This is a genomic window from Caulobacter sp. ALps2, assembly GCF_058681635.1.
The window spans coordinates 313343-339804 of the sequence record NZ_CM178743.1 but is presented as its reverse complement, the minus strand read 5'-3'; the positions used below and the strand labels follow the sequence as shown (position 1 = coordinate 339804).

30 protein-coding genes and 1 tRNA gene are annotated in these 26462 nt (G+C 68.3%); 18 read left to right on the top strand and 13 right to left on the bottom strand.

The window, feature by feature from the left end; all coding sequences use genetic code 11:
- Positions 1-2: 2 nt before the first annotated feature.
- Both ACW173_RS01435 and ACW173_RS01430 read right to left on the bottom strand, forming a co-directional pair.
- Positions 3-1541 (bottom strand): acyl-CoA synthetase, encoded by a 1539-nt coding sequence (locus ACW173_RS01435; RefSeq protein ID WP_492083114.1) that lies wholly within the window; start codon positions 1539-1541, stop codon positions 3-5.
- Between the two features lie 11 nt (positions 1542-1552).
- Positions 1553-3220 (bottom strand): GMC family oxidoreductase, encoded by a 1668-nt coding sequence (locus ACW173_RS01430; protein WP_492083113.1) that lies wholly within the window; start codon positions 3218-3220, stop codon positions 1553-1555.
- Between the two features lie 234 nt (positions 3221-3454).
- Between ACW173_RS01430 and ACW173_RS01425 the strand changes: the two genes are divergently transcribed.
- From ACW173_RS01425 to ACW173_RS01390, 8 genes are all read left to right on the top strand, one after another.
- The gene (locus ACW173_RS01425) at positions 3455-4789 is read left to right on the top strand and encodes a cytochrome P450 (RefSeq protein WP_492083112.1); all 1335 of its coding nucleotides are present in this window, start codon (positions 3455-3457) and stop codon (positions 4787-4789) included.
- A 60-nt stretch (positions 4790-4849) separates the two neighbouring features.
- Complete coding sequence (locus ACW173_RS01420; protein ID WP_492083111.1) at positions 4850-5734, top strand: crotonase/enoyl-CoA hydratase family protein; 885 nt, start codon at positions 4850-4852, stop codon at positions 5732-5734.
- Between the two features lie 71 nt (positions 5735-5805).
- Positions 5806-7029, top strand: coding sequence for a DUF2336 domain-containing protein (locus tag ACW173_RS01415; protein ID WP_492083110.1), 1224 nt, complete (start codon positions 5806-5808; stop codon positions 7027-7029).
- A gap of 226 nt (positions 7030-7255) precedes the next feature.
- On the top strand, positions 7256-7675 hold the full coding sequence (locus ACW173_RS01410) for a Ros/MucR family transcriptional regulator (RefSeq protein WP_492083109.1): 420 nt from the start codon (positions 7256-7258) through the stop codon (positions 7673-7675).
- A gap of 197 nt (positions 7676-7872) precedes the next feature.
- On the top strand, positions 7873-8367 hold the full coding sequence (mopJ, locus tag ACW173_RS01405) for a motility/cell cycle regulatory protein MopJ (RefSeq protein ID WP_492085855.1): 495 nt from the start codon (positions 7873-7875) through the stop codon (positions 8365-8367).
- A 93-nt stretch (positions 8368-8460) separates the two neighbouring features.
- Complete coding sequence (locus ACW173_RS01400; protein WP_492083108.1) at positions 8461-8847, top strand: hypothetical protein; 387 nt, start codon at positions 8461-8463, stop codon at positions 8845-8847.
- Entirely contained in the window at positions 8844-9110 is a 267-nt protein-coding gene (locus tag ACW173_RS01395; protein WP_492083107.1) for a DUF5985 family protein, read from the top strand. Before ACW173_RS01400 ends, ACW173_RS01395 begins: the two co-directional genes overlap by 4 nt.
- Positions 9107-9382 carry a DUF5985 family protein gene (locus tag ACW173_RS01390; protein ID WP_492083106.1) on the top strand — a complete coding sequence of 92 codons (276 nt, stop codon included), beginning with the start codon at positions 9107-9109 and terminating at the stop codon, positions 9380-9382. The genes ACW173_RS01395 and ACW173_RS01390 overlap by 4 nt, the downstream gene beginning before the upstream one ends.
- A gap of 13 nt (positions 9383-9395) precedes the next feature.
- On the opposite strand, the gene ACW173_RS01385 is transcribed toward ACW173_RS01390, so the two are convergent.
- The 3 genes from ACW173_RS01385 to ACW173_RS01375 are packed head-to-tail and all read right to left on the bottom strand — an operon-like array spanning position 9396 to position 11451.
- Positions 9396-10307, bottom strand: a complete 912-nt coding sequence (locus ACW173_RS01385; protein ID WP_492083105.1) for a ribokinase — start codon at positions 10305-10307, stop codon at positions 9396-9398.
- A gap of 32 nt (positions 10308-10339) precedes the next feature.
- Positions 10340-11140, bottom strand: a complete 801-nt coding sequence (gene fliP, locus ACW173_RS01380; RefSeq protein WP_492083104.1) for a flagellar type III secretion system pore protein FliP — start codon at positions 11138-11140, stop codon at positions 10340-10342.
- Entirely contained in the window at positions 11140-11451 is a 312-nt protein-coding gene (locus ACW173_RS01375) for a FliO/MopB family protein (RefSeq protein WP_492085853.1), read from the bottom strand. Before ACW173_RS01375 ends, fliP begins: the two co-directional genes overlap by 1 nt.
- A gap of 111 nt (positions 11452-11562) precedes the next feature.
- Between ACW173_RS01375 and flgB the strand changes: the two genes are divergently transcribed.
- From flgB to fliE, 3 genes are read left to right on the top strand one after another with little or no spacing between them, the layout of a single operon-like run.
- Complete coding sequence (gene flgB, locus ACW173_RS01370) at positions 11563-12006, top strand: flagellar basal body rod protein FlgB (protein ID WP_492085851.1); 444 nt, start codon at positions 11563-11565, stop codon at positions 12004-12006.
- Positions 12007-12013: 7 nt separating this feature from the next.
- Positions 12014-12433, top strand: coding sequence for a flagellar basal body rod protein FlgC (gene flgC, locus ACW173_RS01365; RefSeq protein ID WP_492083103.1), 420 nt, complete (start codon positions 12014-12016; stop codon positions 12431-12433).
- Between the two features lie 10 nt (positions 12434-12443).
- Positions 12444-12758, top strand: a complete 315-nt coding sequence (gene fliE / locus ACW173_RS01360) for a flagellar hook-basal body complex protein FliE (RefSeq protein ID WP_454717512.1) — start codon at positions 12444-12446, stop codon at positions 12756-12758.
- Positions 12759-13021: 263 nt separating this feature from the next.
- Here fliE and ACW173_RS01355 read toward each other — a convergent pair whose 3' ends face one another.
- Positions 13022-13189, bottom strand: coding sequence for a hypothetical protein (locus ACW173_RS01355; RefSeq protein WP_492083102.1), 168 nt, complete (start codon positions 13187-13189; stop codon positions 13022-13024).
- 150 nt (positions 13190-13339) lie between these two features.
- Between ACW173_RS01355 and ACW173_RS01350 the strand changes: the two genes are divergently transcribed.
- Positions 13340-14101, top strand: coding sequence for an ATP-binding cassette domain-containing protein (locus ACW173_RS01350; RefSeq protein WP_492083101.1), 762 nt, complete (start codon positions 13340-13342; stop codon positions 14099-14101).
- Positions 14094-15641 carry a glycine betaine ABC transporter substrate-binding protein gene (locus tag ACW173_RS01345; protein ID WP_492083100.1) on the top strand — a complete coding sequence of 516 codons (1548 nt, stop codon included), beginning with the start codon at positions 14094-14096 and terminating at the stop codon, positions 15639-15641. The genes ACW173_RS01350 and ACW173_RS01345 overlap by 8 nt, the downstream gene beginning before the upstream one ends.
- Here the strand turns inward: ACW173_RS01345 and hutU are convergent.
- The 4 genes from hutU to hutI are packed head-to-tail and all read right to left on the bottom strand — an operon-like array spanning position 15638 to position 20839.
- The gene (gene hutU, locus ACW173_RS01340) at positions 15638-17302 is read right to left on the bottom strand and encodes a urocanate hydratase (RefSeq protein WP_492083099.1); all 1665 of its coding nucleotides are present in this window, start codon (positions 17300-17302) and stop codon (positions 15638-15640) included. The two genes, ACW173_RS01345 and hutU, sit on opposite strands and share 4 nt — an antisense overlap.
- On the bottom strand, positions 17299-18111 hold the full coding sequence (gene hutG, locus ACW173_RS01335) for an N-formylglutamate deformylase (RefSeq protein WP_492083098.1): 813 nt from the start codon (positions 18109-18111) through the stop codon (positions 17299-17301). The genes hutU and hutG overlap by 4 nt, the downstream gene beginning before the upstream one ends.
- Positions 18108-19649, bottom strand: coding sequence for a histidine ammonia-lyase (gene hutH, locus ACW173_RS01330; RefSeq protein WP_492083097.1), 1542 nt, complete (start codon positions 19647-19649; stop codon positions 18108-18110). The genes hutG and hutH overlap by 4 nt, the downstream gene beginning before the upstream one ends.
- Positions 19634-20839, bottom strand: coding sequence for an imidazolonepropionase (hutI, locus tag ACW173_RS01325; RefSeq protein WP_492083096.1), 1206 nt, complete (start codon positions 20837-20839; stop codon positions 19634-19636). Before hutI ends, hutH begins: the two co-directional genes overlap by 16 nt.
- Before the next feature lie 120 nt (positions 20840-20959).
- Here hutI and ACW173_RS01320 point away from each other — a divergent pair, with 120 nt between their 5' ends.
- From ACW173_RS01320 to ACW173_RS01305, 4 genes are all read left to right on the top strand, one after another.
- Positions 20960-22303: a formimidoylglutamate deiminase gene (locus ACW173_RS01320; RefSeq protein WP_492085850.1), complete on the top strand. Its 1344-nt coding sequence runs from the start codon at positions 20960-20962 to the stop codon at positions 22301-22303.
- The gene (gene hutC, locus ACW173_RS01315) at positions 22300-23007 is read left to right on the top strand and encodes a histidine utilization transcriptional repressor HutC (RefSeq protein WP_492083095.1); all 708 of its coding nucleotides are present in this window, start codon (positions 22300-22302) and stop codon (positions 23005-23007) included. Before ACW173_RS01320 ends, hutC begins: the two co-directional genes overlap by 4 nt.
- A gap of 43 nt (positions 23008-23050) precedes the next feature.
- On the top strand, positions 23051-23590 hold the full coding sequence (locus ACW173_RS01310) for a DUF1993 domain-containing protein (RefSeq protein ID WP_492083094.1): 540 nt from the start codon (positions 23051-23053) through the stop codon (positions 23588-23590).
- A gap of 134 nt (positions 23591-23724) precedes the next feature.
- Positions 23725-24807, top strand: a complete 1083-nt coding sequence (locus ACW173_RS01305) for a hypothetical protein (protein ID WP_492083093.1) — start codon at positions 23725-23727, stop codon at positions 24805-24807.
- Positions 24808-24815: 8 nt separating this feature from the next.
- Here ACW173_RS01305 and ACW173_RS01300 read toward each other — a convergent pair whose 3' ends face one another.
- Positions 24816-25229: a GFA family protein gene (locus ACW173_RS01300; RefSeq protein ID WP_492083092.1), complete on the bottom strand. Its 414-nt coding sequence runs from the start codon at positions 25227-25229 to the stop codon at positions 24816-24818.
- Positions 25230-25273: 44 nt separating this feature from the next.
- Between ACW173_RS01300 and ACW173_RS01295 the strand changes: the two genes are divergently transcribed.
- On the top strand, positions 25274-25777 hold the full coding sequence (locus tag ACW173_RS01295) for a hypothetical protein (protein WP_492083091.1): 504 nt from the start codon (positions 25274-25276) through the stop codon (positions 25775-25777).
- Between the two features lie 32 nt (positions 25778-25809).
- On the opposite strand, the gene ACW173_RS01290 is transcribed toward ACW173_RS01295, so the two are convergent.
- A tRNA-Met gene (locus ACW173_RS01290) sits at positions 25810-25886 on the bottom strand.
- Between the two features lie 53 nt (positions 25887-25939).
- Positions 25940-26416, bottom strand: a complete 477-nt coding sequence (gene ybaK / locus ACW173_RS01285) for a Cys-tRNA(Pro) deacylase (RefSeq protein WP_492083090.1) — start codon at positions 26414-26416, stop codon at positions 25940-25942.
- Positions 26417-26462: the final 46 nt, after the last annotated feature.

The following is a 26462-nucleotide window of genomic DNA, read 5'->3' as shown; positions in this document are numbered from 1 at the left end:
CCCTAGACGATCCGGCTCTCGCCCTTGCCCCAGTACGCATCCCGGATCAGCCGTTTGTACAGCTTGCCCGTCGGATGCCTCGGCAGTTCCGCCATGAAGTCGATCCGCCGGGGCGACTTCACGTGGCTGAGGTTGGCGCGGGCGAAGGCCATCAGCTCGGCGGCGAGGTCGGAATTGTCGTCGAGCCAGGCCATCGGCTGGATGACCGCCACGACCTGCTCGCCCATCTCCTCGCACGGGGCGCCGACCACGGCGGCGTCTGCGACCTTGGGATGGGTGATCAGCAGGTTCTCGATCTCCTGCGGATAGATATTCACCCCGCCAGAGATGATCATGAAGCTCTTGCGGTCGGTCAGGTAGAGGTAGCCGTCCTCGTCGGCCCAGCCGACGTCGCCCAGGGTCGTCCAGCCATGCTTGTTGTAGCTCTCGGCGGTCTTGTCGGGGGCGTTGTGGTAGTTCACCGCCGGGCCGTTGGCGAAATAGACCGCGCCTTCGGTGCGGGCCGGGACCGGATCTCCGGCGTCGTCGCAGATGCGCAGCTCGCCCAGCACCGCCTGGCCGACACTGCCCTTGTGGGCCAGCCAGTTGTCCGAGTTGATCCAGCAGAAACCGTTGCCCTCGGTGCCGGCGTAGTACTCGTAGATCACCGGGCCCCACCAGGCGATCATCTGCTCCTTGACCGGGACGGGGCAGGGGGCGGCGGCATGGACCGCCGACTTCATGCTGGAGACGTCGTACTTGGCGCGCACGGCCTCAGGCAGTTTCAGCATCCGCACGAAATGGGTCGGGACGAACTGGCCGCAATTGACCTTGTACTTTTCGATCAAAGCGAGGGCCGCCTCGGGCTCGAACTTCTCCATCACGATCACCGTGCCGCCCAGTTTGTGGACGGTCATGCACCAGCGCAGCGGGGCGGCGTGGTAGAGTGGGGCGGGCGAGATGTAGACGCTGTCGCCACTGAAGCCGAACAGCCCCTGGGCCATCATCTGCAAGGCGTTGGGCGCGTCGATCGGGGCCCCGTTCAGGGCGGGCTTCACCCCCTTGGGCCGGCCGGTGGTGCCGGACGAATAGAGCATGTCCGAGCCGGCGCTCTCGTCGGCGATCGGCGTGGTCGGTTCGGGCGCGCGGGCTTCCTCGAAGTCGGCATAAGCGCCTTGGGCGCCGCCGATCGCGAACAGGGTCAGATCCGGAACGAGCCGGGCGACCTCGTCGATCAGCGGACCCATGGCGACGGAGGTGACGAAGACCTTCGCCCCACAGTCCTTGAGGATATATTCGACCTCGCTGGCCGTCAGCTTGGTCGAGACGCAGACGAAGTACAGCCCCGCCCGCTGGGCCGCCCAGGCGACCTCGAAGAAGCGGGCGTTATTCTCCATCAGGATAGCGATGACGTCGCCCTGGGTCAGGCCCAGTGACCGGAACAGATGTGCTCCCTGGTTCGACCGCTCGTCCAGCTGGGCATAGGTCACGACCTCGCCCGAGCCGGCCATGATGTAGGCGGGCTTGTCGCCTTGTGTCTGGGCGTGGAGGTAGGGGTGCATCTCGATACCTCCTAGGCGGCGACGGGCGCGCGGGCGGCTTGCCGGATCATGTCGCTGGCCTTCTCGGCGATCATGATGGTGGGGGCGTTGGTGTTGCCCGATACGAGGCGCGGCATGACCGAGGCGTCGACGACCCGAAGGCCTTCGATCCCATGCACGCGCAACTGGGCGTCGACCACGGCCATCGGACCCTGGCCCATCTGACAGGTGCCGACCGGGTGGTAGATCGTCGAACCAGACAGGCGGGCATAGGCCAGAAGTTGCTCGTCGGCGCTGAACTCGCCGCCCGGATTGAGCTCGCTGTCGACATACGGCGCCAGCGCCGGAGCCTGGCCGATCTTGCGCGCCCATTTCAGGCCCGCGACGGCGACCTCCTGGTCCAGCGGATCGGCGAGGTAGTTGGCGAAGATGGTCGGATAGACGGAGGGATCGGCCGACTTGATGCGGATGTGGCCACGGCTTTCGGGGCGCAGCTGGCAGGGGGCGATGGTTAGGCCGGGAGCGTTCTCCAGCTCCATCTTCTGCTCGTTGACCAGCTTATCCAGGTCCATGGTCGCGGGCAGGATGTGGAACTGGATGTCGGGTCCCGCGAGGTCGGGACGAGATTTACAGAAAGCGGCGATGTGCGCCGCCGACAGGGTCAGCAGGCCCTTGCGCTGGAAGAGGTAGCGCAGCGCCTCGCCGGCCAGGCGGCCGCCCTTGGACTGCTCGTTGACCGAGACCACGCCGGCCTTCAGCCGATAGCGCACGCTCATCACGTAGTGGTCCTGCAGGTTCTCGCCGACGCCGGGCAGGTCGTGGACCACCTGGACGCCGTTGCGGATCAGGAGTTCGGCCGGGCCGACGCCGGACAGCTGCAAGAGCTGCGGCGAATTGATCGCCCCGCCCGACAGGATCACCTCGGCGCGGGCCATGACCACTCGCCTGACGCCGTTCTGGGTGAACTCGACGCCGGTGGCGCGGCGGCCTTCGAACAGGATCTTGCCCGCCAAGGCGTTGGTCTCGACCGTGAGGTTCGGGCGGCTCATGGCCGGGTGCAGATAGGCCACCGCCGCCGAGCAGCGCTGGCCGTTCTTGACCGTGAGCTGGTAGTAGGTCGCGCCTTCCTGCGACGAGCCGTTGACGTCGTCGTTGCGCGGGATGCCGGCCTGCTCGCAGGCTTCGATCACCGCGTCCGAGACCGGATGCTTGGTCGTCACGTCCGAGACATTCAGTGGGCCGCCCGTCGCGTGCCAGTCGCAGCCGCCGCGCTCCTGGTGCTCGGCGCGGCGGAAGTAGGGGACCACGTCGTCCCAACCCCAGCCCGCGCAACCCAGCTGCCGCCAGCCGTCATAGTCGGCGTGCTGGCCGCGGATATAGAGCAGGCCGTTGATCGAGGACGAGCCGCCCAGCACCTTGCCGCGCGGCCAGACGTGGGTTCGCCCGCCCGTGCCGGGGTCGGGCTCGGTCTGGTAGAGCCAGTTGACCTTGGGATCCTTCAGGGTCGAGGAGTAGCCGACCGGGATGTGGATCATCAGGTTCGAGGCGAACTGTCCGAGGTTCTTGGTGGGCCTGTCGTCGCCGCCGGCCTCCAGCAGGACGACCTTGAAGCGTCCGCCTTCGGACAGCCGCGCGGCCAGCACGCAGCCGGCCGAGCCGGCGCCCACGATGACGTAGTCGGCCTCGATGATCCCGGTCATCGTCTCTCTCCCTGGAGCGCGCTTGGGCGCGCTCATCTTTTAGTTTGAGCCCTTCCGTTCAGAAGGGCTCGGGCCGCCCGCGTGTGTCCCGCGTGATCGGCGTTCAGTTGGCAGGATGCGCGCACCTTTCGCGATCACGCAAGTTGCCGTCGCGGCGCCGTTGGTTCGACGCGTTTCGGGGGTATCGTCGCGCCAAAGAACGGCGTTCATGAGAGCGTCCTTGGGAGGCGTGCGATGGACCTGATCAGCCAGACGGTAGTGGACGGCATCGCCGGGCCGGGGGCGCCGCCCACCTATCCGACCCTGAGCGGCGTCGACCTCGCCGACATCTTCCGCTTCAAGCAGGGCCAGCCCTGGGCCGACTTCGCGAGGATGCGCACCGAGGCCCCGGTCATGTGGCATGGCGAGCCGTTCGGCGGTCCCGGCTTCTGGGCCCTGACGCGTTACGAGGACGTCCAGCGGGTCAACGGCGATCCGGAGACCTTCTCGTCCCAGCGCGGCGGCATCCTGATGTCGATGGGGCCGCCGGACAAACGCCACGCCCTGCTGTTCCGGGCGTCGATGGACACCATGATCAATCTCGACGCGCCGCATCACCTGCAGCTGCGCCGCGAGCACATGCCCTATTTTACTCCGGCCTATCTGCGTGGTCTGACCGAACGGGTGCGGGGCGAGGTGACCCGGCTGCTGGACGAGATGGAGCCACTGCTGGCCGGGGGAGGCGAGATCGACATGGTCGAGCACTTCAGCTCGATCCTGCCGCTGTTCACCCTGTGCGAAATCCTGGGCGTGCCGCCCGAGGACCGGCCCCGCTTCCTGAAGTGGATGCACTATCTGGAACGCGCCCAGGACCTGGCGGTGCAGAACGCCGCCGCCCCGATCGCGCCGACCCTGGAGCTGATGCAGTTCGTCCAGGACTTCAACAACGGTGTCGAGGAGATGTTCGACTACGGCCGCACGATGCTCCTGAAGCGTCGCGAGGACCCGAAAGAGGACCTGATGACCGCGATCGCGCGCGCGCAGGTGGATGGGGCGCTCCTCGCGGACGAATATCTGGACGGCTCATGGCTGCTGATCGTGTTCGCCGGCAACGACACCACCCGCAACACACTGTCGGGCGCGATGAAGCTGCTGACCGAGTTCCCGGACCAGAAGCGGAAGCTGATCGATGATCCCTCGCTCTTGGGCGGCGCGGTCGACGAGTTCATCCGCATGGTCAGCCCGGTGATCTACATGCGGCGCACCGCCACCCGCGACGTCGAGGTCGACGGCCAGCTGATCCGCGAGGGCGAGAAGGTCGTGATGTACTACGGCGCGGCCAATCGCGATCCGGCGATGTTCCCCGATCCCGACCGGCTGGACGTGACCCGGGCCAACGCGAACAAGCACATCGCCTTCGGCTACGGCCCCCACACCTGCATCGGCAAGCGCGTGGCCCAGATCCAGCTGGAGGAAGCCTATCGCCAGATCCTGGCGCGGTTCCCGGACCTGAACTGGACCGGAAACATCGAGATCGCCCCGAACAACTTCGTGCACGCGATCAGCAAGCTCGGGGTGAGAAGGGGGTAGGGCGGTTGCGGCGTATTCATACGCATGTTTGACTGCCTGCAAATCACGAGGAAGCACCCCATGTCGCAGCCCACCTTCGAGACCATCCTCTACGACGTCGAGGACGGCATCGCGACGATCACCCTGAACCGACCGGACCGGATGAACGCCTTCACCGCCCGGATGATGAAGGACCTGATCGAGGTGTTTGACATCACCGACGCCGACGACGCGGTGAAGGCTGTGATCATCACCGGCGCGGGGCGGGCCTTCTGCGCCGGGGCCGACCTGGGCGGCGGTGGCGGCACCTTCGATCGCTCCTCGCCCCAGGCCGTCGAGCGCGAGGAGGGCAAGGTCGGTGACGTCTATCGCGATGGCGGCGGGCGCGTGACCCTGCGGATGTACGACAGTCTCAAGCCCATCATCGGCGCCATCAACGGCGCGGCCGTCGGCGTGGGCGTGACGATGCAGCTGCCGATGGACATCAGGCTGGCTTCGACCGAGGCCAAGTTCGGCTTCGTCTTCGCCCGCCGGGGCATCAATCCGGAAGCCGCGTCCAGCTGGTTCCTGCCGCGCCTGGTCGGCCTGCAGACGGCGCTGGAGTGGTGCTACACCGGCCGCGTGTTCCCGGCGTCCGAGGCGCTGGAGAAGGGTCTCGTCCGCTCTCTGCACGCGCCCGACGAGCTGCTGCCCGCCGCCCGCGCCTTGGCCCGTGAGATCGCCGACAACACCGCGCCGGTCTCCGTCGCCCTGACCCGCCAGCTGCTGTGGCGCATGGCCGGCGCGGCCCATCCGATGGAAGCCCACAAGGCCGACAGCCGAGCCATCCAGTCGCGCGGCGCGTCCGGCGACGCCAAGGAGGGCGTGACCTCGTTCCTGGAGAAACGCAGCCCCATCTATCCGAACAAGGTCTCGAGCGACGTGCCGGACATCTGGCCGGAATGGGAGGAGCCCGAGTTTCGGTAAGCCCAATTTCAGTAAGTTTGTCGCGGCCGATGCTCACGGCTCGTTAAGCACGATCTGCTCTTGTCGATCCGATGAATGAAGCCGCGCGGACATCGTCGTTCGGAGAGCCGGAGGCCCCCAAGGCCACGCCGCGCTCGCGCACGGCCCTGCTCAAGCGGCTGGCCGATGTGGTGTGCCTGCCGACCAGCCGGATCAACGCCTTCGAGCGGTCGATGACCGCCGACCTGCTGGTCGAGATGCTGCGTGACGCCAATGTCGGCGAGCGCGAAAGGGTCGCCCGCCGCCTGGCCATGCTGGTTGAGATCCCCGGCGTGCTGGTGCGGCTGTTGCTGCGCGACGAGCTGCCGGTCGCCCGGGCCCTGCTGGTCGACTGCGAGAAACTGTCGGACGCCGACCTGATCGCCTGCCTCTACCAGTCGAGCACCGATCACCGCCGGCTGATCGCCCAGCGGCGGGGCGTCAGCGAAGTGGTCGCCGACGCCCTGATCGACATGGGCGAGCCGCCGGTCATCGAGACCCTGCTGCGCAACGAGCTGGTCAAGTTCAGCCACCAGGGCGTCGAGAACATCGTCGCCGCCACCCGCGACAACCAGTACCTGATCCCGCTGCTGCTGCGCCGGGCCGAACTGCGCCCCAGCCACGCCTATGTGATGTTCTGGTGGGCCGACGCCGAGGCGCGCAAGACCATCCTCCAGCGCTTCGCCGTGTCGCGCGAGATTCTGCAGGACGCCGTGGGCGACGTCTTCGCCCTGGCTTCGGCCGAGGGCTGGCAGGACCCGCTGTCGCGCAAGGCCTTGCAGTTCATCGAGCGCCGACAGCGCAACCGCGCGGCCATCGCCAAGAGCCCCTTCGGCAGCCTGGACGAGGCGATCGCCGCCGGCGAGACCGGCATCACCCGAGAGATCGCCGAGGAGATCTCGTACCTCTCGGGCCTGAAGCCGATGACCGGCGCCAAGATCTTCACCGATCCGGGCGGCGAGCCCCTGGCCATCCTGTGCAAGGCCACCGGCCTGCCGCGCGCCTGCGTGCGCCAGCTTTGGCGCGGCCTGCGCCGCCAGGAGTTCGATCGCAGCGGCGTCATCGACCACGCGCTGGAACGCGTCCTGACCGTCTACGACATGGTCGCCGTCGACCGCGCCCAGACCGTGCTGCGCTACTGGAACTGGTCGCTGACCTCGGCCCTGACCCCGGCCCTGCTGAAGGCCATTCGCGAGGGCGATGAGGCCGCCGTCGACGAATACTCGGCGCCGCAACGGGCCGCGATGCTAGCGCTGTCGCGCGATTTCGGCCGTTAAATCCGGGATATCGTTGGTTTTTCGGAGCGGCTACCTGTGGTCGCTCAGGAACTCAACCTCTCTTACTTGGCCGCTGCGTGGTTGAGTCGTTTGGGCGAACACTGGATTATTACGCGCGATATCTTGTGAGGGCCGTATTGCCCGCCGCATGCAATCTTTGTATGCAGCCGTCGACTGGTTAGTGAATCAGTCGTGTAAAAAAAGATTGGCTTACGGGCGAGGCCTTATGGAAGATCAATCCGACCTGATCGAGATGACGGCGGGCATCGTCTCCGCCTATGTCGGCAACAACGTGGTCTCGACCGCGGACCTGCCGGCGCTGATCAAGCAAGTTCACCTGGCGCTCGCCAATGTCGGCGCTCCGGCGGTCGAGCCGGCGCCCGCTCCGAAGGAGCCGGCGGTTCCGGTCAAGAAGTCGATCACCCCCGACTTCCTGGTCTGCCTGGAAGACGGCCGCAAGTTCAAATCGCTGAAGCGCCACCTGCGCACCAAGTACGACATGACCCCCGAGGACTACCGCGCCAAGTGGGGTCTGCCCAAGGACTACCCGATGGTGGCTCCGAACTACGCCGAGGCCCGTTCGAACCTCGCCAAGCAGATGGGCCTGGGCCAGGGTGGCCGTAAGCCGGCCCGCAAGGCGAAATAGTCGAGTCGGAACAAAAGCTTGGCCGTAAGCGGCCTTCAGAGACCTCAGCGCCCGTCGTCCGCACCCGGACGGCGGGCGTTGTCTTTGGTGGTTGACTCAATATGGGAATCTTGTCGCGCGACATGTTTTTCACTTGCCGCCGATTCGTTCCTTAAGCGATAGTGAATCGAAGTGATTCCAATAGCTTGTTAAGGACTCTGAAGATGTCCGCGCAATTGAGCGCATCCGCTACGGCGGCCCGCGCTCATCAGGAGATGTTCGCCTACTGGGCGTCCCTCCGTCGGGGGGCGAGCCTCCCCGCGCGCGTCGACCTGCATCCTTCGAGCATGAAGCGGCTGTTGCCGACGGTCAGCTTGATCGACGTCGTCAGGGAGCCGCGGGACTACCGCCTGCGTCTGGCCGGCACCGGCCTCTACGGCGTCTATGGCCGCGAGATCACCGGCCGCATGATCGGTGACGTCTACAACACCGCCGCCTTCGACTACTGGCGCAAGGAGCTGGACAAGGTGGTCGACGAGCGCCGCCCCGGCGTCGGCGTCCACAGCCTGGCCTGGCGTGGGTCCCCGCACATGTCGATCCTGTGGTTGCGCCTGCCGCTGGCCACCAACGGCAAGGACGTCGACATGATCCTCGGCTACGACGCCGTGGTCGGCGCGGCGGCCGAAGGCGTCTCGGGCATCCGCGCGGCTTAAGCGCCCCCTCAAGAAATCTCTATAGCCAAGCTTGCCCACGGGGCGAACCTGCTTAAGGTCGCGCGCTTCTGCAGGGCTGCTTGTCGAGACAGCGTGACCGGGGATTCTGACGTCCTGAGCTTTATTCGCGAACACATCCGATCGGTGTGGGCGCTGGAGCTGTTGCTGAAGCTCAAGGCCGATTCCGAGCGGTGCTGGACCGCCGACGCGCTGGTCGAGGGCATGCGCGCCAGTCGCGCCCTGGTCGATGACAATCTGGCCGTCCTGATGAAGGCCGGTCTGGTGGTCCCCGACGACGCTGGCGGCTTCCGCTACCGTCCCGCCGCGCCGGTCCTGGCCAGGCTGTGTGACGAACTGGAAGAGACCTATCGCGTTCGTCCCGTGACCGTGATCCGGTGGATCTCGGCGCCGGCCGAGCGGCTGCAGTCGCTGGCTGATGCATTCCGGTTCTCTGGCAAATCCCGGGGAGGGGACAAATGACGCCCGCCGTTGTCTACGGCCTGTGCCTGCTGGCCAGCCTGCTGTGCGCGGGGCTGTTGGTTCGGGCCTGGTCTCGGGCCCGAACACGCCTGTTGTTGTGGACCGCCGTGTCATTCGGTTTCATGGCGCTGAACAACCTGCTGCTGGTTGTCGACCTGGTGTTGCTGACGACCCAGGTCCAGCTGTGGTGGCCGCGCCAGTTGGCCCTGGCCGCGGCGATCGGTGTGCTGATCTACGCCTTCATCTGGGAGGTTGACCAATGAGCGGCCAGGAAGGCCTGATCGCCGGAGGACTGACCGCTGGCTTCCTAGTGCTGGCGGCGTTCTTCCTGCGCTTTTGGGGGCGGACGCGGGACAGCCTGTTCCTGGCCTTCTCGGCGGCCTTCGCCCTGATGGCCGTGAACCAGGCGCTGCCGGTGATCCTGCACGTCCCGCAGGAGGAGCGCGGCGGCATCTACCTGATCCGCCTGGCCGCCTTCTTGCTGATCATCGTGGCGGTGATCGGCAAGAACCTGAAGCGCGATCGAGACGCCTAGCCTTCGAGGCCAATCAACCTTCCAGGAAAGTCTCGACCTCGCGGCGGGACGGCATCGACGGCGCCGCGCCGGCCTTCTGCACCGACAGGGCGGCCGCGCCGTTGGCCAGCTCGACCGCCTCGCGCAGGTCCATGCCCGAGGCCAGGGCCGCGGCCAAGCTGCCGCAGAAGCAGTCGCCCGCGCCGACGGTGTCGATGGCCTTGACCTTCTTGCCCTCGACTAGGAAGGCCTCGTCGCGGCGCACGGCGGCGACGCCGGCCGAGCCCAGGGTGACGATGATCGTCTGGTCGGGGCGGCTCATCAGCTTGCGGGCCGCGACCGAGACGTCCTCCAGGCGGACCGGCTCGCGGTCCAGCTTGGCGTAGGTCGCCAGCTCGGTCTGGTTCAGGATGAGAATGTCGGTCAGCGGGAACAGCGCCGCGCCCTGGGGCAGGGCGGGGGCGGCGTTCAGCACGCGCAGGGCGCCCTTGGCCGCGCCGGTGCGGAACAGGGTCTCGATGGCGGTGGCCGGGGTCTCCAGCTGGCACAGCAGCACGCGCTGGCCCTCCAGCGGGGTCGAGGCGACCTGCTGCGGGGTGACCATGGCGTTGGCGCCGGCGGTGACCACGATCATGTTCTCGGCGTTGTTGGCGACCCAGACGTGGGCCTGGCCGGTCGGCGCGCCGCTCAGCTCCATGACGTCGGCGACCTGCACGCCATAGCCGGCCAGGCTGGCCTTGAGGCTCTTGCCGCTGTCGTCGCCGCCGACCGCGCCCATCAGGCGGGTGGCCGCGCCCATCCGCGCGGCCGCGACCGCCTGGTTGGCGCCCTTGCCGCCCAGGAATAGCGCCAGCGAGGTGCCGGCCACGGTCTCGCCCGGGCGGGGCAGGTCATCCACCCGCGCCACGGCGTCCAGGTTGATCGAGCCGAGAACAAAAACAGTCATGGCAGTCGCTTCTTTGGGTCTTCTAGAGGTCGTTATCCGCCGCCGCCGCGCTGGAAGCTCTCGACGAGGCTGCCCGCGACGAGTCGCCAGCCGTCCACTAACACAAAGAAGATAAGCTTGAACGGCAGACTGATCGTCGCCGGCGGCAGCATCATCATGCCCATGCTCATCAGCACGCTGGCCACGACCAGGTCGATGACCAGGAACGGGATGAACAGCAGGAAGCCGATCTCGAAGGCGCGCTTCAGCTCCGAGATCATGAAGGCCGGCGTCACCACCTTCATCGGCAGCTGTTGGGCGTTCTGGGTCTGGGGAACCTTCGACAGGCGGACGAATAGGGCCAGATCCTCGCGGTCGACCTGGCGTAGCATGAATTGCTTCACCGGCCCGCTAGCTTGGTCGAAGGCTTCTGGCAGCTCGATCTGGTGGTCCAGCAGCGGCTTGATGCCGGCCTCGTACGAGCGCTCGAAGGTCGGACCCATGACGATGGCGGTCAGGAACAGGGCGAGGCTAATGATCACCGGGTTCGGCGGGCTCTGCTGGATGCCGATGGCGGTGCGCAGCAGGCCCAGCACCACGACGATCCGCACGAACGAGGTGGTCATGATCACGATCGACGGAGCCAGCGACAGCACCGTCATCAGGCCGACCAGTTGGACGACCCGGTCGGTCAGGCCAGCGCCCGTGCCGAGGTTGATGTTCACCGCCGATTGCGCGAGCGCCGCGGCGGGCGCCACCGCGAAGGCGAGGGCGGCCAGCACCGAGATGATCGCGGCGCGGCGCAGGTCCCCGGCCCTGGCGCCCGTGACGGACTTGATCAGGTCGCGGATCATCAGACCACGGGCTCCGGGGCGGGGACGATTTGAGCGGGCTTGGCCGCTTCAGGGGCGGGTATCCAGTCCAGCAACTTGCCGTCGCCCAGCAGGACCATGCGCTCCTGGCCGTCCAGGCTGACGATGACCAGGCGGCGGGTGGGGTCCAGGGCCAGGCTCTCGACCACCTTCAAGCGGCGGTCCTGGCGCGCGGCGATCGCGCGGCCGATGGCGTCGGGGCCGTACTTGCGCAAGGCCCAGGCGGCCAGGCCGATCAGGCCTAGGGTGACCGCCAGCGCCGCCAGGGCGCGGATGAATTCGATGGGGTCCAGCATAAGGCCGCCGAGGTGAGACGAGATGGCGCAGGGAAACGCCCCCACATGCCCTGGTGTGCCTGAGGGTTCTTAATGCCGAATTAACCCTGTTTCTTCACCATGATCGCCATGGGTCCGGACGACATTCCCCTTTTCGGCATGCTCAAGAGCCGCCTCGGCTATCTGACCGAGCGCCAGAAGCTTATCGCCCAGAACGTGGCCAACGCCGACACGCCGGGATACCGCCCCAACGACCTGAAGGCCTTCAGCTTCCAGGCCTCCCTCATGAATCAGACGGCGGGCTCGGCCTATCGCGGCGGGCCCAGCGCCCCGACCAGCGGCGTCTCGATGATGGCCACCTCGGCCGCCCACATGGCGCCGACCAAGGTCGTCAGCGGTTGGCGCGAAGCCGAGAAGCCGGACTCGGAAACGACCCTCGACGGCAATGCGGTCTCGCTCGAGGACCAGATGCTCAAGATGACCGACGCGCGCATGAACTACGACGCGGCGATCAGCTTCTACCAGAAGTCCATGAACATGCTGCGCCAGGCGGCGCGCAAGCCGAACGGGTAAGGACTAGATGGCCGAGATCAAATCCAACTCGCTGGCGACCATGGCCGTGGCCTCGTCGGCCCTTCGCGCCCAGCAGGGTCGCATGCGGGTCATCGCGGAAAACATCGCCAACGCCAACTCGACGGCGCGCACCGCCGGCGGCGACCCCTATCGTCGCCAGATCCCGGTGTTCAAGCCGACCCAGGTGCAGGGCGCCGAGGGGGTGCAGATGTTGCGCGTCGATCCCGACAAGAGCGACTTCAAGACCGAGTACGACCCCGGCAACCCGGCCGCCGACGCCAAGGGCTACGTCAAGACGCCCAACGTCAACACGCTGGTCGAGGCGCTAGACATGAAGGAGGCGCAACGCGCCTACGAAGCCAACCTCAATGTCATCGAGACCGCGCGCTCCATGGAAGCGCGCACCCTCGACATCCTGAAGAAGTAGGGGCTAGGCCATGATCACCGCGCTCGCCGCCGCCAAGGCCTATGCTTCGCAAGGCGCCATGGGCGTCGGCTCCATCGGCTCGCTGGGCGGGACCGACAAGGCCAAGGGCATGGACTTCGGCGACATGCTGAAGTCGGCCATGGACGGCGCGACCAAGGCCTCCAAGGTCGCCGAACACAAGATCGCCGACCAGGTGGCCGGCAAGGCCGAACTGGTCGACGTCGTCACCGCCATCAGCTCGGCGGAAGCCAGCCTGGAAACCGTGATGGCCGTCCGTGACCAGGTGATCTCGGCGTATCAAGAGATCATGCGTATGCCGATCTAGTCCCTTCTCCCCTCGCGGGAGAAGGTGGCGCGAAGCGCCGGATGAGGGGTTGAAGGCAGAAAACGCCGCGACGGGCCGATGGGCTGGTCGCGGCGTTTTGCGTTCGCGCGACCCCTCACCCGTCCCGCTGCGCGGGCCCCCTCTCCCGCAAGGGGAGAGGGACGAAAAAAGGCCGCGTCCGGGGGAGGACGCGGCCCAGTTCGTTTCAGGGGGAGAAAGAAAACGCTACGCTTACAAACTCAGGCGCCGAGGGGGCGCGGCGCTTACAAATGCAGGAACGCCTTGGCGACCGCGAACAGGCCGCCCCAGACGATCGCGTTCAGCACCGAGGCCAGCAGCACCGCGAAGCCCAAAGGCCATTGGCGGGGCGCGCGGCCCTGGGCGCTCTTGGGGCGCGGATCGAACGGGCGGGCTTGCGTGGCGACGGTCATGAAGACGCTCCTTGAACCTGTCCTTCATGGTCGAGATTGACTCGGCCTGTGCGAACCTGACGACCTGTCGCGCGCCGCCTTGTCGCACCCTTCATTCGAGTTAACGCTCCGAGGTGGCGAAAGGTTGATTCTTCCCCGCCCGGAGTCCCCATGAGCGCCATCGTCCTCGACCGGGTGAGCAAGACGTACGGCGGCCAGACGGTGCTGCGCGAGACCTCGCTGGCGATCGCCAAAGGCCGCTTTGTCGCCCTGGTCGGCGGCTCGGGGGCGGGCAAGACCACACTGCTGAAGCTGATGAACGGCCTGTCGACGCCGAGCAGTGGCCGGGTGCTGGTCGAGGGGGCGGACATCGCCGGGCGGCCGGGGGCGGAACTGCGGCGGGGCGTCGGCTATGTCTTCCAGGAGATCGGCCTGTTCCCGCACATGACCGTGGCTCAGAACATCGGCGTCACGCCGGACCTGCTGGGCTGGGCGGCGGAGAAGATCGCCGCCCGCGTGGATGAGCTGCTCGACCTTGTGGCTCTGCCGCGCGAGCTCGCCGGACGGGCGCCGTCGCAGCTGTCGGGCGGCCAGCGCCAGCGGGTCGGGGTGGCCCGAGCCCTGGCGGCGCGGCCCTCGATCCTGCTTATGGATGAACCCTTCGGGGCGCTGGATCCGGTGACCCGCGCCGCCCTGGCCGACGACGTCCGGGGGCTGCACGACCAACTGGGGCTGACGACCGTGATGGTGACCCACGACATCGGCGAGGCCCTGCTGCTGGCGGACGAGGTGGTGGTGATGGCCGGCGGTTGGGCGCTGGCCCACGCGTCGCCGCGAGAGCTGCTGGCCGGGCATCCGGACCCGGTGGTCGCCGACCTGATCGCCGCGCCCCGCAAGCAGGCCGAACGTCTCGCGGAGCTTGCCCGTGGCTGATCGCCTGGATGCCGCGCTCGCCGTCCTGCCCGAGCGCCTGGGCTGGCACGTCGCCCTCTCGGCTTCGGCCCTCGCGCTGGGCCTGGCCATCGCCCTGCCGCTGGGCGTCGCCGCTGCTCGCAATCCGCGGCTGAAATGGATCGCCTTGGGCGCGGCGGGTCTGGTGCAGACCATTCCGAGCCTGGCCTTGCTGGCCCTGTTCTATCCGGTGCTGCTGCTGCTCTCGGGCCTGGCGGTGAAGGTTTTGGGCCACGGCTTCCCGGCCCTGGGTTTCCTGCCGTCGCTGCTGGCCCTGACCCTCTATTCGATGCTGCCGATCCTGCGGAACGCGGCGGCGGGTGTGTCCGGCGTCGACCCGGCCGTGGTCGAGGCTGCACGCGGCGTCGGCATGACCGACCGCCAGCGGCTGTGGCGCGTGGAACTGCCCCTGGCCGCGCCGGTGATCATGGCCGGCGTACGTACGGCGGCCGTCTGGACGATTGGCGCGGCGACCTTGTCCACGCCCGTCGGCCAGACCTCGCTGGGCGACTACATCTTCTCCGGCCTGCAGACCGAGGACTGGGTGGCGGTGTTGGTCGGCTGCGCGGCCTCGGCGGGCCTCGCGCTGATCGTGGATGGCCTGCTGGGCCTGATCGAGGACGGCGTGGCGCGGCGGGACGGCAAGCGCCTGTGGGCGGGCGGCGTGGGCTTGGGCTTGGGCCTGCTGGCGGCGCTGGCGCCCCTGGCCGGCGCGGCGCTCTCGCGGGGACGGCCGGCCTACGTGATCGGGGCCAAGAACTTCTCCGAGCAGTACATCCTGGCCGAGCTGATGGCCGGTAGGCTGGAGACCCAGGGCGCCAGCGTTCAGCGTCGTGTGAACCTGGGCTCGGCGGTCGCCTATCGCGCGCTCGCGAGCGGCGAGATCGACGCCTATGTCGACTATTCCGGCACCCTGTGGGCCAACGTCCTGAACCGCACGGACAACCCCGGTCGCCAGGCGGTGCTCGACGGCCTGCGGACCGAACTGAAGACCCGCGACGGCGTGGTGCTGCTAGCGCCGTTGGGTTTCGAGAACGCCTACGCCCTGGCCATGCGCCGCGACCGCGCCGAGCAGTTGGGCGTGAAGACCCTGGCCGATCTGGCGACCAAGGCGCCGGACCTGGTGATGGGCGGCGACCTGGAGTTCTTCTCGCGGCCGGAATGGGCGGCGGTGGTAAAGGCCTATGGCCTGGAGTTCAAATCCAAGCGGCAGTTCCAGCCGACCTTCATGTACCGGGCGCTGGAGAGCCGCGAAGCGGACGTGATCTCGGCCTTTTCGTCGGACGGCCGGATCGCGGCCGACGACCTGGTGCTGCTGGGTGACCCCAAGGCGGCGCTGCCGCCGTATGACGCGGTGATCCTGGTCTCGCCGAAGCGGTCCGGGGACCGGCGCCTGCTCGACGCCCTGACGCCGCTCTCCGGCAGCATCGATGTCAAGGCGATGCAGGCCGCCAACTACGCGGTGGATCGTGATGCGGGCAAGAAGAGCCCCGCCGAGGCGGCGGGGCTGCTGGCGCGCTAGAGGATCCCCGGCAGGTCCAGGCCCTTCTCGCGCGCGCAGTCGATGGCGATCTCGTAGCCGGCGTCGGCGTGACGCATGACGCCCGAGGCCGGGTCGTTCCACAGCACCCGCGCGATGCGCTTGGCCGCCGCTTCGGTGCCGTCGCAGACGATCACCATCCCCGCGTGCTGCGAGAAGCCCATCCCGACCCCGCCGCCGTGGTGCAGCGACACCCAGGTCGCGCCCGAGGCGGTGTTGAGCAGGGCGTTCAGCAGCGGCCAGTCCGACACCGCGTCCGAGCCGTCCTTCATGGCCTCCGTCTCGCGGTTGGGCGAGGCGACCGAGCCCGAGTCGAGGTGGTCGCGGCCGATGACGATGGGAGCCTTCAACTCGCCCGACGCGACCATGTCGTTGAAGGCCAGGCCCAGGCGGTGGCGGTCGCCCAGACCGACCCAGCAGATGCGCGCCGGCAGGCCCTGGAACTTGATCTTCTGGCCGGCCATGTCGAGCCAGTTGTGCAGGTGCGGATTGTCTGGGATCAGCTCCTTGACCTTGGCGTCGGTCTTGGCGATGTCCTCCGGATCGCCCGACAGCGCGGCCCAACGGAACGGACCGATGCCCCGGCAGAACAGCGGGCGGATATAGGCCGGCACGAAGCCGGGGAAGTCGAAGGCGTTGGCGACGCCTTCCTCCAGCGCCATCTGGCGGATGTTATTGCCGTAGTCGACCGTCGGGACGCCGGCGGCCTGGAAGTCCAGCATGGCCTGCACGTGCACGGCCATCGAGGCGCGGGCGGCCTTGTCGACCGAGGCCGGGTCGCGCTCTTTCGCGTCGGCCCATTGGTCCAGACTCCAGCCGGCCGGCAGGTAGCCGTTGATCGGGTCGTGGGCGCTGGTCTGGTCGGTCAGAAGGTCGGGACGGACGCCGCGCTTGTAGAGGTCCGGCAGCAGCTGCGCGGCGTTGCCCAGCAGGCCGACCGAGATCGGAGTCTTGGCGGCGCAGGCTTCGGCGATCCAGGCCAGGGCTTCGTCGACGTTGTCGGTAGACTTGTCGAGATAGCCGGTTCGCAGGCGCATCTCGATCCGCGAGGGCTGGCACTCGATGGCCAGGCACGAGGCCCCGGCCATCACCGCCGCCAGGGGCTGGGCGCCACCCATGCCGCCCAGACCCGCCGTCAGCAGCCACTTACCCGACAGGTCGCCGGCATAGTGCTGGCGGCCCATCTCAACGAAGGTCTCATAGGTGCCCTGCACGATGCCTTGGGCGCCGATATAGATCCACGAGCCGGCGGTCATCTGGCCGTACATGGCCAGGCCCTTCTTATCCAACTCGTTGAAGTGCTCCCAGTTGGCCCAGCGCGGCACCAGGTTGGAGTTGGCGATCAGCACGCGCGGCGCGTCGGCGTGGGTGCGGAAGACGCCGACCGGCTTGCCGGACTGGACCAGCAGGGTCTCGTCGTCCTCGAGGCGTTGCAGGGTCTCGACGATCTTGTCGAAGCTTTCCCAGTCGCGGGCCGCGCGGCCGATGCCGCCGTAGACGACCAGCTCCTCGGGCCGTTCGGCGACGTCGGGGTGCAGGTTGTTCATCAGCATCCGCAGCGGGGCTTCGGTCAGCCACGACTTGGCGGAAAGCTCGGTCCCGGTGGCGGGGCGGATGACGCGGGTGTTGTCGCGGCGGGTCATTGGGCTCTCGCGAATTGCAGACAAGCGTTGAGGACGTCTTCGAGCACCGCGCGCAGCGGCTCTGCGCGGTCGGCGTGGAAGGGCGTGGGCCAGGTGTCTTCGGTGGGGGCCTCGGCCGGGTCTTCCATGTAGCCGCGACAGGCCAGCTCCATCTGGATGGCGTGGACGCCTGCCTCGGGCTGGCCATAGTGGCGGGTGGTCCACCCACCCTTGAAGCGGCCGTTTGTGACGCGGCTGAGGTCCGAGGCGTCGCAGGCGGCCTCGACGGCGGCGGTCAGGACGTCGGCGCAGCTTTGGCCGCTGTTGGTCCCGAGATTTAACTGGGGCAGCTCGCCGTCAAACAAGCGCGGGACATGCGAGCGGATCGAGTGGGCCTCGTACAGCACCACGGTCGGATGCAGGTCGCGCAGGCGGTCGATCTCTTCGCGCAGGGCGGCGTGGTAGGGCTCGAAGTACAGCGACCGCCGCCGGTCGATCTCGGCCGCGTCAGGCCCGCCGTCACGGTACAGCGGCTCGCCGTCGAACGTCGTGGTCGGGCACAGCTCCGTCGTTGCCTGGCCCGGATAAAGCGAGGCGCCCGACGGGTCGCGATTGACGTCGATGACGGTCCGCGAGACCGCCGTCCGCACGATCGTCGCGCCCATCCCCGCGGCGAAGGCGTAGAGCCGGTCGACCCACCAGTCGGCGTCCTTGCGGGCCAGCCATGGGGAGAAGAGTTGGGCCTGGATCTCCGGCGGGATCTCGGTCCCGGTGTGCGGTAGGCTGACGATCAGCGGCGCGTCGCCGCGCGTGACCTGGAGCCAGCTCACGCGACGAGCCCCGGCAGCTCACCCGCCGCCTCGATCACCGCGCCGGATCGGATCAAGGTGTTGGCCGCCTCCATGTCCGGGTGGAAATGCCGGTCGTCATCCAGATGCGGGACCTGGCTCCGCGTCAGCTTGCGCACCGCCTCCAGCGCCTTGCTCGACCGTAGCGGGGCGTGGAAGTCGCAGCCTTGCGCGGCGGCCAGCAGTTCGATGCCCAGCACCGCCATGGCGTTCTCGACCATGCCCAGCAGGCGCCGCGCGCCGTGGGCGGCCATCGAAACGTGGTCTTCCTGGTTGGCCGAGGTCGGGATCGAGTCGACGCTGGCCGGATAGGCCTTCTGCTTGTTCTCCGAGACCAGGGCGGCGGCCGTGACCTGCGGGATCATGAAGCCGGAGTTCAGGCCCGGCTTGGGCGTCAGGAAGGCCGGCAGGCCCGACAGCGCCGGGTCGACCAGCATGGCGATGCGGCGCTCGGCGATCGAGCCGATCTCGCAGACCGCCAGGGCGATCATGTCGGCGGCGAAGGCCACCGGCTCGGCGTGGAAGTTGCCGCCCGACAGCGCCTCGTCGGCCTCCGGGAAGATAAGGGGGTTATCCGAGACGCCGTTGGCTTCGGTCTCCAGCGTGGTCGCCGCCTGGCGCAGCACGTCCAGCGCCGCGCCCATCACCTGCGGCTGGCAGCGCAGGCAGTAGGGGTCCTGGACGCGCTCGTCCTCCTTCAGGTGCGAGGCGCGGATCTGCGACGTCGCCATCAAGTCGCGCAGGGCGGCGGCGGTCTCGATCTGGCCGGCGTGGCGGCGCAGGGCGTGGATGCGCGGATCGAACGGGGTGTCGGAGCCCTTGGCGGCCTCGGTGGAAAGCGCGCCGGTGACCAAGGCGGACTGGAACAGGCGCTCGGCGTCGAACAGGCCCGCCAGGGCGTTGGCGGTCGAGAACTGGGTGCCGTTCAGCAGGGCGAGGCCTTCCTTGGGACCCAGCGTCAGGGGCTCCAGGCCGGCCTTCTTCAGCGCCTTGGCGGCCGGCTTGCGCTCGCCGTCGACGAAGATCTCGCCAACCCCGATCATGGTCGCGGCCATGTGCGACAGCGGGGCCAGGTCGCCCGAGGCGCCGACCGAGCCCTGGCACGGGATCACCGGCGTCAGACCCTCGGCCAGCATCTGCTCCAGCATGCGCACGGTCTCGACCCGCACGCCCGAGGCGCCCTGCGCCAGGCTGGCCAGCTTCAGGGCCATCATCAGGCGGATGACCGGCGCGGGCGAGGGCTCGCCGACGCCGGCGGCGTGGGAGAGGACGATGTTGCGTTGCAGGGTTTCGAGGTCTTCGTCGCCGATGCGGACGCTGGCCAGTTTCCCAAAGCCCGTGTTGATGCCGTAGACCGGCTCGCCCTTGGCCAGGATGCGTTCGACGGCGGCCGCGCTCTCGGCGATCACCGGCCAAGCCGTCTCGGCCAAGCGCGCCGAGGCCCCGCGATAGATCGCCTTCCAGTCGGCCAGCGGCACGTCGCCGGGGTTCAGAACAAGCTTGGTCACTGGCCTCTCCACACGCGGGCATGGAGCGGGTTGAAGCCCATGCGATAGACAAGTTCGGCGGGACGCTCGACGTCCCAGATGGCGAGGTCGCAGGCCTTGCCGGCCTCCAGCGTCCCGCAGGTGTGCAGCAGTCCCAGCGCTCGCGCGGCCTCGCGGGTCACGCCGGCCAGGCATTCGTCGACGGTCATCCGGAAGAGCGTGGCCGCCATATTCATGACCAGCAGCGGTGAGGTCAGGGGCGAGGTGCCGGGGTTGCAATCCGTGGCCAGGGCCATCGGCACGCCGGCTTCGCGCAGGGCCGCGATCGGCGGGGCCTTGTGCTCGCGGGTGAAGTAGTAGGCGCCGGGCAGCAGGGTCGCGACCGTGCCCGAGGCGGCCATGGCGGCGATCCCGGCCTCGTCGAGATGTTCCAGGTGATCGGCCGACAGCGCGCCATATTCGGCGGCCAGGGCGGCGCCATTCAGGTTCGACAGCTGTTCGGCGTGCAGCTTGACCGGCAGGCCGTGGGCCTTGGCGGCGTCGAACACGCGGCGGATCTGGGCGGGTGAGAAGCCGATGCCTTCGCAGAAGCCGTCGACGGCGTCTGCCAGGCCACGTGCGGCGATGGCCGGGATCATCTTCTCGCGGACCAGGGCCACGTAGCCGTCGGGATCGTCGCGATACTCCGGAGGCAATGCGTGAGCGCCGAGGAAGGTCGTGCTGATCCCGACGCGGCGGATGTCGCCCAGGGTCCGGGCGGCGCGCAGGCTCTTGATCTCGTCGTCCAGCGACAGGCCGTAGCCGGACTTGATCTCGACCGTGGTGACGCCTTCGGAGATCAGGGCGTCCAGGCGGGGCAGGGCGGCCTGGATCAGATCGTCTTCCGAGGCCGCGCGGGTCGCCCGCATGGTCGAGACGATGCCGCCGCCGGCCCGGGCGATCTCCTCGTAGGAGGCGCCGGCCAGGCGCAGCTCGAACTCGTGGGCGCGATCGCCGGCGAAGACCAGGTGGGTGTGCGGATCGATCAGGCCGGGGGTGATCCAGCGGCCATCGCAATCGATGGTCTGGTCGGCCTCGAAGGCAGGGGCGTCATCGGCCGAACCGGCGTAGACGATGCGGCCGTCGCGGGCGGCGATCAGGCCGCGCTCGACGATTCCAAGGCCCGGCCGCGTCGGGTCGAGGGTGGCGAGACGGCAAGTTATCCACAGGGTGTCGCAACGCATCCGGTCCGTCTCCCCTCACTTGCGGCCAAAATCTTGTAAGTGGCTTCAATATGTATAGACATATTTGCGAACGATGAGGCTTGTCTAGTGACTGACGCGCGGAATCCTGAGCCCTCGACGATGGTCTGGTGCGAGAGCGCCCTGCTGGCGGACGGCTGGGCGCGCGGCGTGAAGTTCACGATCACCGACGGCCGCATCGGGCGGATCGACAGCGACACGTCAGCGGGTGATGCGGTCCGCCTCGGTCCCGCCCTGCCGGGGCTGGGCAACGTCCACAGCCACGCCTTCCAGCGCGCCATGGCGGGCCTCGCCGAAACGCGCGGCGAGACGGGTGACAACTTCTGGACCTGGCGCGAGGTTATGTACCGCTTCCTGGAGCGCCTCGACCCTGACATGGCCCAGGCCATCGCCGCCATGGGCCAGGTCGAGATGCTGGAGGGCGGCTTCACGCGGGTGGGCGAGTTCCACTACCTGCACCACGCGCCCGATGGCGGCGCGTACGACAACCCGGCCGAGATGGCCGCGCGGATGGCGGCGGCGGCCGAGGAGACCGGGATCGGCCTGACCCTGCTGCCGGTGTTCTACGCGCACAGCAACTTCGGCGGCCTGCCGCCGACCGACGGCCAGAAGCGCTTCATCCACGACGTCGACGGCTTCGCGCGCTTGGTCGAGGCCTGCCGCGCGATCGTCGCCGACCTGCCCGAGGCGGTGGTCGGCGTCGCCCCGCACAGCCTGCGCGCGGTGACGGCCGAGGAACTGGACGCCATCGTCCCCCTGGCCGCTGGCGGGCCGATCCACATGCACGTGGCCGAGCAGACCAAGGAGGTCGACGACTGCCTGGCCGCCACCGGCCAGCGTCCCGTCCGCTGGCTGATGAACCACACGGAGGTCGGCAAGCCGTGGTGCCTGATCCACGCCACCCATATCAACGCCACCGAGACCGAGCGCCTGGCCAAGAGCGGCGCGACCGCCGGCTTGTGCCCGGTGACCGAGGCCAATCTGGGCGACGGCGTCTTCCCGACCCCGGACTATCTGTCGGCTGGCGGAAGTTTCGGAATCGGCACGGACTCCAACATCGTGATCGACGCCGCCCAGGAATTGCGGACACTGGAATACGCCCAGCGCCTGACCCGTCGGGCCCGCAACGTGCTGGCGGGCGGCGCCAAGCGCTCGACCGGCGGCGACCTTTGGCGCGCGGCGACGGTCGGCGGCGCCCAGGCCCTGGGCGTTGGTCGCGGCGGCCTGCGCCGTGGCGCGCCGGCCGACTTCATCACGCTGGACGCCAGCCATCCGAACCTGGTTGGCCGCGCGGGCGACACGCTGATCGACAGCCTGGTCTTCGCCGGCGGCGGCGTCGACACGGTCTGGCGCCATGGCAAGCAGCTGGTCTCCGGCGGTCGTCACCATGCGCGCGAGGCGATCCAGGCCCGCTACGTCCAGACCCTGAAGGCCCTGCTGGCGTGACCGGACCGCTGCACCAGCGCATCCGCGCCGACATCGAGGCCCGCATCCGCTCCGGCGAGTGGGAGCCCGGCCACCGCGTGCCGTTCGAGACCGAGCTGATGGCCGAGTACGGCTGCGCCCGCATGACGGTCAGCAAGGCCATGGCCGCCCTTGTCGAGGCCGGGCTGATCGTGCGCCGCAAGCGGGCCGGCTCGTTCGTGGCCCGGCCCAAGGTCCACGCGCCGGTCCTGAACATCCCCGACATCCAGTCCGAGATCGTCGCGCGCGGCGAGGCCTACGCCTTCCGCCTGCTGTCGCGCACGGTGCGGGCGGCCGATCGTGGCAATCCCGAAGAGGTCGAGCTCGCGGCCGGCGGCAAACTCCTGGACCTGGACGGCGTGCACGACGCCGGCGGCCGGCCCTTCGCCCTGGAGCGGCGGCTGGTGTCCCTGAAGGCCGCGCCGGAGATGGAGGCCGCCGACTTCGACGCGGCGGCGCCCGGCGCCTGGCTCTTGGAGCACGTCGCCTGGACCGAGGCCGAAAGCCGTATCAGCGCCATCAACGCCAACGCCGAGGACGCGCGCCTGCTGGCCCTGGACGAAGGCGCGGCCTGCCTTGTCGTCGACCGCCGCACCTGGCGCGAAGGCCAGCACGTCACCCGCGTGCGCCAGGTCTTCCCCGGCGAGGCCTACGACCTGGTGGCGCGGTTCGGGCCTGGCGCCTGACGCCGAGTCCGGCTTAGCTCCCGGCCAAACTGGAGAAGACGCCATGGACCTGTACGCGATCGCCGTTCCGACCTACGCCCAGATGCTGAAGGGCCTGTCGAACCAGCTGACCAAGGCGCAGGCCTTCGCCGCCGACACCGGCCTGTCGCCCGAGGACCTGCTGACCGCGCGCCTGGCGCCGGACATGTTCCCGCTGTCGACCCAGGTGCGGTTCGTCTGCACCCAGGCCAGCGATATGCTCAAGCAACTGACGGGCAGCGAGCCCTTCGCTCCGGCCGAGGACGCGACCGATTTCGACGGCCTGCGCGCCCAGCTAGCCGACGCCGTGGCAAAGGTTCAGGCCGCTCCGCCCTCGGCCTTCCAGGACGCGGCGGAGAAGGCGATCGAGCTGAAGATGCCCAACGGCATCGTCTTCGACATGACCGGCGAGCAGTTCCTGCGCGACTGGGCGCTGGCCCAGTTCTACTTCCACCTGACGGCCGCCTACGCGATCCTGCGCCACAAGGGCGTGGCCCTGGGCAAGCCCGACTGGGTGTCGCACATGTTCGACTACATCCGACCGGGCACGCTTCCCGGAGGTTGAGGCTGGCCGGAGGTTGAGTCCGTTCGCCAACCCCCTGACCTGGGGATGTCGGACGCGGGCGGCTGGATCGTAGAACGGCGTTCGAGGACCGGGAGGTGACGCGTGGTGCGACGAGGGTCCCGGAGGATCCCGTCATGGCCGAACCGACACTTCGCGACTTCCAGTTCCTGGTGCAACTGATCGACAGCGGCCTGATCCAGGCCAGCTTCAAGTTCTCGGACATCCGGGCGCTGCTGAAGAGCTTCAACGTCCTGACCCCGGAGGTCGACGCGGCCCTGGCGCTGGTCGAGGCCAATCCGGTGCTGGTCAATATCGGCCTGGCCACCCTGAAGGAGGCCCTGTTGAAGTGGCCGCTGGACACGCCGCTCAGCGTCGCGTTCGGCTCGGGCGGTGGTGATGGCGGCGGCACGGTGGCCAATCCGATCACCCTGACGCCGGCCCAGGTGCAGGACGCCTACAAGGCCCTGGCCGGCATCGCCGCCACCTCGTCCAAGGCGCTGTCGGAATATCTGACCGGCCCCAACGGCGAGAAGGTGGTCAACGCCTTCTACGCCGAGATGCAGCTGCTGGTTCAGCTGCAGGCCGACGTCACGGCCGGCAAGATCACCAAGGCGGCGTTCCTGGACAAGCTGATCGGCTTCTCGGCCGACACCTCGGCCCTGGCGCTGCAGGCGACCAACTTCTTCACCGGCAAGACGCCGACCCAGGCGGCGCTGAACGAGCTGATCGACAGCGCGACCAACACCGCCGACCTGACCGACTTCGCCTATGCGATCTACAGCACGGAGAACAAGTACATCGAGTTCGCCGTCAACCAGGCCATGAGCGGCACGGGCGCGGCGACCTTCAAGACCGCCTACGACACGCTGACCTTCCGCGACGCGGCGGCCAAGATCTATGACGCGATCATCGGCAATACGAACGCCGCGGCGGCGGGGATCAACGTCAATGCGGCGCTGGACTACCTCGTCGCCCAGCAGAAGTACTTCGAAGCCTATGGCCACGACGCCCTGGGCGCCAAGGCGGCGGTGGCGGGCTTCCTGATGTCCAAGGGGCTGGAGGCGGGCGTGGGCGCCTATGCCGAGGCGGTGAAGGCCTTCCTGGGCAAGGCTTATGACGGCGCCGCGACTTACGGGACCGAGCTGCTGGGCGCGGCCAAGGCGGTCGCCCTGGTGGGCCAGGTCGCCGAGAGCCACGACGCCGGCGCGATGGCCTAGTCCGGCCCCTAGTCGGGCATCGTCTCGAACACGGTCACGCCTTCGGGCAGGACCACCCAGTCGGGCTTGTCGCGGCCGAACAGGGCCATGGCGGGCTTGAACAGGCCCGGGTCATCCAGTGACCCGGCATAGATGGTGTGGGAGTCATGCAAGCCATGCTCCCCGCCAAAAACGAGGCCCCCGCAGTTCGGGCAGGAATTGCGGGTGGCCTCGCCACCTCGAAAGGCGCGGCTGCGATACTGCCGCGCCGGCCCCGTGATCGTCAGGGCCGAGGCGGGAAACCCCATGAACGGAATGAACCCGCTCCCCGACGCCTTGCGACAGTCGGCGCAGCAGCACACGCCCATATAGTCCGGCGCGCGATCGGCTTGCCATCGCAGCGCGCCGCACAGGCATCCGCCCTTGAAAGTTGTATCGGTCATGGCGGTAGAGTACGGCCTGGGGCAGGGCGTGAAAACCGGGACGCATGGTCAGGCTGAAACTTCAAAATCCGATCGCCCAGGCGCTGGCGCTGGGCGTGGGACTGTTCGTCGTCTCGCTGGCGCTCAGAGTGCTGTCCATCGCCGTGACGGGCGATATCGGGCGCGGGCCGACCGCTCCGTTCGGGGCTGAAGGCGAGAAAAGCTTCGTCGTCATGATCTTCGCTGGGCTGATGTGGGGCGTGCTGCTGCCCGCGACCGTCGAGACGCCGTTCGTGACCTTCGTGATGCGACGCGTGGACCCGGCGGAGACGCCCGTTGCGTTCTGGATCGCCCTCGTGGTGATCACGTCGGTCTCCTGGCTCATGCATGGCGCCAGTTTCGGGTCGCTGGGACAGGGCCTGGCGTTCGCGCTGCTAGCGGTTGCGAGCTGGGGCTGGTCGAAGCGCCTGGGGCGCGGGGCTTATGGACTGGCGATCCTTTCCCACGCGGTCTGGAACGGCATCGTCATGGTGCTGCATATCGCGCGGCACATGCCGTCATCGACCTAAGGCTTTGTATGTCTTGGGAGACTTAATCCTGGTGGTGGCGGGGGGCGGGATCGAACCGCCGACCTGTGGGTTATGAATCCACCGCTCTAACCATCTGAGCTACCCAGCCGCACCAGGAGGCGCGGCTTATAGGCGAGAACCGCGCGGGATATCAAGCGGCGCCTACTCCGAAACGATCGCCGCCGTCACCGCGCCCAGGGCTTTCACCGCGTCGGCCGGGACCAGCTTCACCTGCAGGCCGCGCTGGCCGCCGTTGAGGAAGACGTAGGGCTCGGCCAGGGCGGCTTCTTCCATCACCGTTGGCAGGCGTTTCTTCTGGCCGAAGGGGCTGACGCCGCCGACCTTGTAGCCGGTGATCCGTTCGGCGTCGGGGACGGGGGCCATGGCGGCCGACTTGCCTTTGAGCGCGGCGGCCAGCTTCTTCATGCTGACCTCCTTGTCCGAGGGCAGGATGGCGCAGGCGGGCTTGCCGTCCAGCATCACGACCAGGGTCTTGAGCACGCGGCGGGGATCCTCGCCCAGGGCTTCGGCGGCTTGCAGGCCGACGCGCTCGGAGCCGGGGTCGTAGTCATACGTATGCAGGTCGAAGGCGACGCCGGCCTTCGCCAGTGCGATCGTGGCGGGGGTGCTCTTGGACATGCTTCGGGTGATACCCAAGTGCGCTGAAGGTTGGAATACGGATAGC

Coding starts and splice junctions, on each gene's coding strand:
- ACW173_RS01415 (WP_492083110.1), top strand. CDS start 5,806: ATGAATGAAGCCGCGCGGACATCGTCGTTCGGAGAGCCGGAGGCCCCC.
- ybaK (WP_492083090.1), bottom strand. CDS start 26,416: ATGTCCAAGAGCACCCCCGCCACGATCGCACTGGCGAAGGCCGGCGTC.
- hutU (WP_492083099.1), bottom strand. CDS start 17,302: ATGACCCGCCGCGACAACACCCGCGTCATCCGCCCCGCCACCGGGACC.
- ACW173_RS01395 (WP_492083107.1), top strand. CDS start 8,844: ATGACGCCCGCCGTTGTCTACGGCCTGTGCCTGCTGGCCAGCCTGCTG.
- ACW173_RS01390 (WP_492083106.1), top strand. CDS start 9,107: ATGAGCGGCCAGGAAGGCCTGATCGCCGGAGGACTGACCGCTGGCTTC.
- ACW173_RS01305 (WP_492083093.1), top strand. CDS start 23,725: ATGGCCGAACCGACACTTCGCGACTTCCAGTTCCTGGTGCAACTGATC.
- ACW173_RS01385 (WP_492083105.1), bottom strand. CDS start 10,307: ATGACTGTTTTTGTTCTCGGCTCGATCAACCTGGACGCCGTGGCGCGG.
- ACW173_RS01425 (WP_492083112.1), top strand. CDS start 3,455: ATGGACCTGATCAGCCAGACGGTAGTGGACGGCATCGCCGGGCCGGGG.
- flgC (WP_492083103.1), top strand. CDS start 12,014: ATGGCCGAGATCAAATCCAACTCGCTGGCGACCATGGCCGTGGCCTCG.
- ACW173_RS01430 (WP_492083113.1), bottom strand. CDS start 3,220: ATGACCGGGATCATCGAGGCCGACTACGTCATCGTGGGCGCCGGCTCG.
- flgB (WP_492085851.1), top strand. CDS start 11,563: ATGGGTCCGGACGACATTCCCCTTTTCGGCATGCTCAAGAGCCGCCTC.
- ACW173_RS01300 (WP_492083092.1), bottom strand. CDS start 25,229: ATGACCGATACAACTTTCAAGGGCGGATGCCTGTGCGGCGCGCTGCGA.
- ACW173_RS01295 (WP_492083091.1), top strand. CDS start 25,274: ATGGTCAGGCTGAAACTTCAAAATCCGATCGCCCAGGCGCTGGCGCTG.
- ACW173_RS01435 (WP_492083114.1), bottom strand. CDS start 1,541: ATGCACCCCTACCTCCACGCCCAGACACAAGGCGACAAGCCCGCCTAC.
- hutI (WP_492083096.1), bottom strand. CDS start 20,839: ATGCGTTGCGACACCCTGTGGATAACTTGCCGTCTCGCCACCCTCGAC.
- ACW173_RS01355 (WP_492083102.1), bottom strand. CDS start 13,189: ATGACCGTCGCCACGCAAGCCCGCCCGTTCGATCCGCGCCCCAAGAGC.
- fliP (WP_492083104.1), bottom strand. CDS start 11,140: ATGATCCGCGACCTGATCAAGTCCGTCACGGGCGCCAGGGCCGGGGAC.
- fliE (WP_454717512.1), top strand. CDS start 12,444: ATGATCACCGCGCTCGCCGCCGCCAAGGCCTATGCTTCGCAAGGCGCC.
- ACW173_RS01410 (WP_492083109.1), top strand. CDS start 7,256: ATGGAAGATCAATCCGACCTGATCGAGATGACGGCGGGCATCGTCTCC.
- ACW173_RS01350 (WP_492083101.1), top strand. CDS start 13,340: ATGAGCGCCATCGTCCTCGACCGGGTGAGCAAGACGTACGGCGGCCAG.
- ACW173_RS01310 (WP_492083094.1), top strand. CDS start 23,051: ATGGACCTGTACGCGATCGCCGTTCCGACCTACGCCCAGATGCTGAAG.
- ACW173_RS01320 (WP_492085850.1), top strand. CDS start 20,960: ATGGTCTGGTGCGAGAGCGCCCTGCTGGCGGACGGCTGGGCGCGCGGC.
- ACW173_RS01420 (WP_492083111.1), top strand. CDS start 4,850: ATGTCGCAGCCCACCTTCGAGACCATCCTCTACGACGTCGAGGACGGC.